We start from the raw sequence: 3,452 nt of genomic DNA on the forward strand, positions 1-3,452 counted from the left end.
AGAAAAATGAAAGTGTCATTTTGAGCTATAGTATATATAAATATTTATTTATATTTTAGCTCTAAAATAAGCATTTTACAACCTCAAAGAATCCTTTTACAATTATACCAAGAAGCAATGACACAAATTACAATACAATGAAAGGATCTTACCATGACACAAACTACCTCCCAACACCAAAACCGCACATCCAAATACCAGCACTGCACATCCAAACAATCAAATGCAGGTAGGCACATACATACCCACACAAATCGACACATAAATCCCCTCACAAACGGCAATATCAAGAAACATCTCATAACCCTGGCGTTTCCTCTTCTCATTGGAAACATACTTCAGCAAATTTATAACATGACTGATTCTATAGTAATCAGCCATTTCTGTGGTACTTCCGCTTTTGCAGCCGCAGGCATTTCCGGAACTGTCATGAATTTGTTTCTGTTTGTTATTGGAGGATGCTGCACTGGTATTTCTATCATTCTTGCCTCATTTTTTGGAAACAAAGATATGAAGAACTTTCGAAAAGAATGCTTTATTTCACTTACATTTGGTTTAATTTTCACTATAACACTAAGTATTACATCTATTCTGGCGCTTCCATTCATTCTTCATCTGATCCAAACGCCCCCAGTTATTTTTCCATATGTATACAGTTATTTAAATGTAATTTTAGGCGCTCTTTCGGCATCCTTTCTCTATAACCTCTGCGCCTCTGTTCTGCGCGCAATTGGAAATACAAAGTATGCGTTATTATTCCTCCTGATATCTATTGGCACCAATGTACTGATTGATCTGATTCTGGTTGCGGGATTTAGACTGGGAATTGCCGGCGCCGCATGGGCAACGGTTATCTCTCAGCTCCTATCTGCCTTTCTTTGCCTTTGTTACATTAAAAAAAGTCTTCCTTTTTTGCTGTTTCAAAAAGAAGACCTTTACCCGGACCCTGACTTACTCCGCCAGACTATATGCTTTGCTGCCGCCTCAGCACTTCACCAATCCAGTCTGTATATCGGAAAACTATTCATTCAGGGTGCCGTCAACACATTGGGGACAGAATCGATCTCAGCTTATACTGCCGCTGGACGCATAGAAGGGCTGGCAAATGCATTTGGTGACAGCGGCGCTGAGTCCATCTCACTTTTTACCGATCAAAACACAGGTGCCGGCAATAAAAAACGTACCCGCTCTGGCTTTTATACTGGCTTAATGCTCTTAGTCCTCCTGGGTATCACCATGTCTCTGCTAATGTATACAACCAGCGGTCCCGGCATATCCCTACTTGCAGCTACAACACAGCCCGGACTGTTAAATGACGGAGCATCCTATATACAGGCAATATCATGTTTCTATGTCCTGTGCTTCATTGGAAACTCTTTCGTGGGATTTTACCGGGGCTGCGGTCATGTGAGTATTCCATTTATCGGTACAATTATCCATATAACCTTGCGGACTTTACTATCCTTCCTGCTAATCCCCCGGCTTGGGCTGCCTGCAGTAGCAATTTCTACTGGTATCGGCTGGATAGCCGTAGTCGCTTTTCAAACTATTATATATATGAAATACTACCGGTAAAACCTTCCCGTAAATCGTGCTATTGTTCTCCCCATTGGAAGATCATAAAGTTCCTCCAACGAAAAGCAGTGAAAAGCAAAAACAAAGAAAAAGTAACTGCAAACACCAATGATTAGCGGTACTACCAATGAGACAATTGTATTTCCGATAAACTTATCCACAATCCAGTAGACCAAAAACACAATAATCCCCATAATCAGGGACGCTATGATAGGAATAATATACGTCCTCTTCACATCCTTATGGATATGTAACTCCCTATTTAAAGATCTCTCATTCAACACACAGATCACCAATGGAAAAATAATATTTCCAACAACTAAAATATAAGCGTTCATTTCCGTAAAAATCAAGAGAGGACAGACAAATATTAAATGTACAACCAAGCCAATGAATGCATTCACAATAGGCTCTCTCATTTTGTTCAGGCTCTGCAGTATCGCTGTTGATATGGATGACAAAGAGTAAAATACAATTGATACCGATCCTATTTGCAGCATGTGTACCGACAAATCTCTGTGTTCCGTCAAGGCTGCGAAAATTAAGGATATAATGGGACGCGCCAGAACCATAAAACCAATAGCAGATGGAATTGTAAGCACCATCACGAACTTATTAATAAAGTTCACCTTCTCAAATATTCCTCTTCGATCGTGACGTTCTTTAGACGCAACAATACTGGGTACAATCGACACCGCCAATGAAGACGCGAACGCAATAGGTATATTTATAAGAAGGTTATACTGCGTACTGTACACACCCTGAATTGCAGTTACAAAATCAACAGCTAATTCCTTAAAATTCAGGATATTTCCAAATATTAAGTCATCCAGAGTACCACTGAGCTGATATGCTGCCTGACTTAAAGAAATAGGAATTAAAGTCATCAGTAATAATTTGTTTAATCTTCCATCCGATGCCACATGACGATTCTTACACCTTTTCACTCTTCTGATATAACCCGGACGATATAATAAATATAAAACCAATAAAAAGGCAAATGCAGACAAAGCACCGCATAGTGTACCCATGATACCACCTGCCGCGCCATAGGCAAATACATCCGCAGATGACTGATAAACCCTCATAAACTGCATAACTGCAACAATACTGATAATAGCATTAATGATCTGCTCTATAATCTGGGAAACTGCCGATGGAATCATGGTGTTTTTACCCTGAAAAAATCCGCGCATTACGCCCAAAATAGCCATTACAAAAGTAGTTGGAGCAACAATCCGAAGGGGTTTTGCTAAACCTGGTTTCGCATAACACATCTCAAGAAAATCAGCCCCAAAATAAATTAATACCCAAAAAATCCCCCCAACAATCATTGCCAATATTAAAGAATTACGAAATAGACGATAGGCACTCCGATACTCCTTTTTAATCTCGTACTGGGATATTAACTTAGATAATCCCAAAGGAAGACTGGAACACGATAACGTTAAAACAATATTATAAATGCCAAAGGCTACTCCATATAAACCGTTTCCCACTTCGCCAAGCATATTTGCCATTGGAATACGATATAAAAATCCAATCAACTTTACGATAATACCTGCCACTGCCAGAATACTTCCCTGAAGGAGTAATTCCTTCTTACTATCATTCGCCATTTTCCATACCATACCCTTTCATAGGCTGCAAAACGCAATCCTCTTTATCCCGTATCTGTGATTTTTCCCACAAATCCATGGCTTATTCATTTGCTATATTTTATTGATATTTATTTAATAAAATAGTATTAGATACCCTGTTATTGTTATTCTGCCTAAATACAGAAAACCCCGCAGGATTATTACTCCTACAGGGTTCTTTTTAGTGAGACATCGGGGATTCGAACCCCGGACAACTTGATTAAAAGTCAAGTGCTC

2 protein-coding genes are annotated in these 3,452 nt (G+C 39.3%); one reads left to right on the top strand and one right to left on the bottom strand.

What is annotated here, in order from left to right:
* Positions 1-306: 306 nt before the first annotated feature.
* Positions 307-1,575, top strand: coding sequence for an MATE family efflux transporter (locus ACH2DQ_RS13920; RefSeq protein ID WP_395027138.1), 1,269 nt, complete (start codon positions 307-309; stop codon positions 1,573-1,575).
* Here ACH2DQ_RS13920 and ACH2DQ_RS13925 read toward each other — a convergent pair.
* A complete protein-coding gene (locus ACH2DQ_RS13925; RefSeq protein ID WP_394912017.1) occupies positions 1,566-3,194 on the bottom strand; it encodes an oligosaccharide flippase family protein in 1,629 nt (542 codons plus the stop codon). The two genes, ACH2DQ_RS13920 and ACH2DQ_RS13925, sit on opposite strands and share 10 nt — an antisense overlap.
* Between the last annotated feature and the right edge of the window lie 258 nt (positions 3,195-3,452).

It is taken from the genome of Robinsoniella sp. (assembly GCF_034124845.1).

Excerpts from the sequence above, each read along its gene's own strand:
- ACH2DQ_RS13925 (WP_394912017.1), bottom strand. The coding sequence starts at position 3,194 with ATGGCGAATGATAGTAAGAAGGAATTACTCCTTCAGGGAAGTATTCTG.